General features: G+C 55.8%; 1 protein-coding gene. It reads left to right on the top strand.

The genetic code is table 11. The features are described 5' to 3' along the window. On the top strand, positions 1-590 hold a 590-nt coding region (locus tag ACR1XY_RS24855), incomplete at both ends, for a TRAP transporter large permease subunit (protein ID WP_480597547.1).

The following is a 590-nucleotide window of genomic DNA, read 5'->3' as shown; positions in this document are numbered from 1 at the left end:
CGCGACCATCAACAGAGAGGTCGCACCCTTGCCGGAGGACGCAAAAAAGGTCGATTGGGCAGCGATCTGGGACGTCTTCAAAGCCGTTCTGCCGCCTGTCGCCCTGATCTTTGCCGTACTCGGGTCCATCTTTGCAGGTATCGCCACACCCACGGAAGCATCCGGTGTCGGTGCCGCAGGCGCAACACTGATGGCGTTTGCCTATGGCAAGCTGAACTGGCGCAACCTGTTCGAAGTGACGCGGAATACGTTCAAAACGACCGCGTATATCTTTGCGATCTTCCTTGGCGCGACCTGCTTTGCCTTTGTTCTGCGCGAGTTGGGCGGAGATCAGTTGATCACCAAGACAATCGAAGGCATGGGCCTGAGTGAAATGGGGACCATCCTCTTTATCCTGCTGATCGTGTTCCTGCTGGGCTTTGTTCTGGACTGGATCGAAATCACACTGATCATCCTGCCACTTGTGGCGCCGATCATTGTTGCCATGCAGATGACTGTGCCGGGCTTTGGACTGGATAACCCGGAACTGATCTGGTTCGTCATCCTTGTTGCGGTGACACTGCAGACCAGCTTCTTGTCACCACCTGTGG

It is taken from the genome of Ruegeria sp. AD11(2025) (assembly GCF_056542405.1).
This window is presented reverse-complemented; position numbering and strand designations above follow the sequence as displayed.